This is a genomic window from Bacillus sp. DE0042 (genome assembly GCF_007680225.1).
Taxonomy (GTDB): domain Bacteria; phylum Bacillota; class Bacilli; order Bacillales; family Bacillaceae_G; genus Bacillus_A; species Bacillus_A wiedmannii.
Map to the genome: position 1 here is coordinate 1 of NZ_VEJP01000044.1, position 248 is coordinate 248.

Consider the following 248-nt stretch of genomic DNA (forward strand, 5'->3'; position numbering starts at 1 on the left):
GGTGAGCCATGAAGGATTCGAACCTTCGACCCTCTGATTAAAAGTCAGATGCTCTACCAACTGAGCTAATGGCTCATTTTGAAAGTGGTGCCGACTAGAGGACTTGAACCCCCAACCTACTGATTACAAGTCAGTTGCTCTACCAGTTGAGCTAAGTCGGCTTGCGACTTCAAAATGGTGGCTCGGGACGGAATCGAACCGCCGACACGAGGATTTTCAGTCCTCTGCTCTACCGACTGAGCTACCGA

The 248-nt window shown here is 50.4% G+C and carries 2 tRNA genes; both read right to left on the reverse strand.

Going from position 1 to position 248, the window contains the following annotated elements:
- Positions 1 to 2: 2 nt before the first annotated feature.
- Positions 3 to 75: transfer RNA gene (locus tag FS802_RS30765), tRNA-Lys, on the reverse strand.
- A gap of 10 nt (positions 76 to 85) precedes the next feature.
- A tRNA-Thr gene (locus FS802_RS30770) sits at positions 86 to 161 on the reverse strand.
- Positions 162 to 248 lie beyond the last annotated feature (87 nt).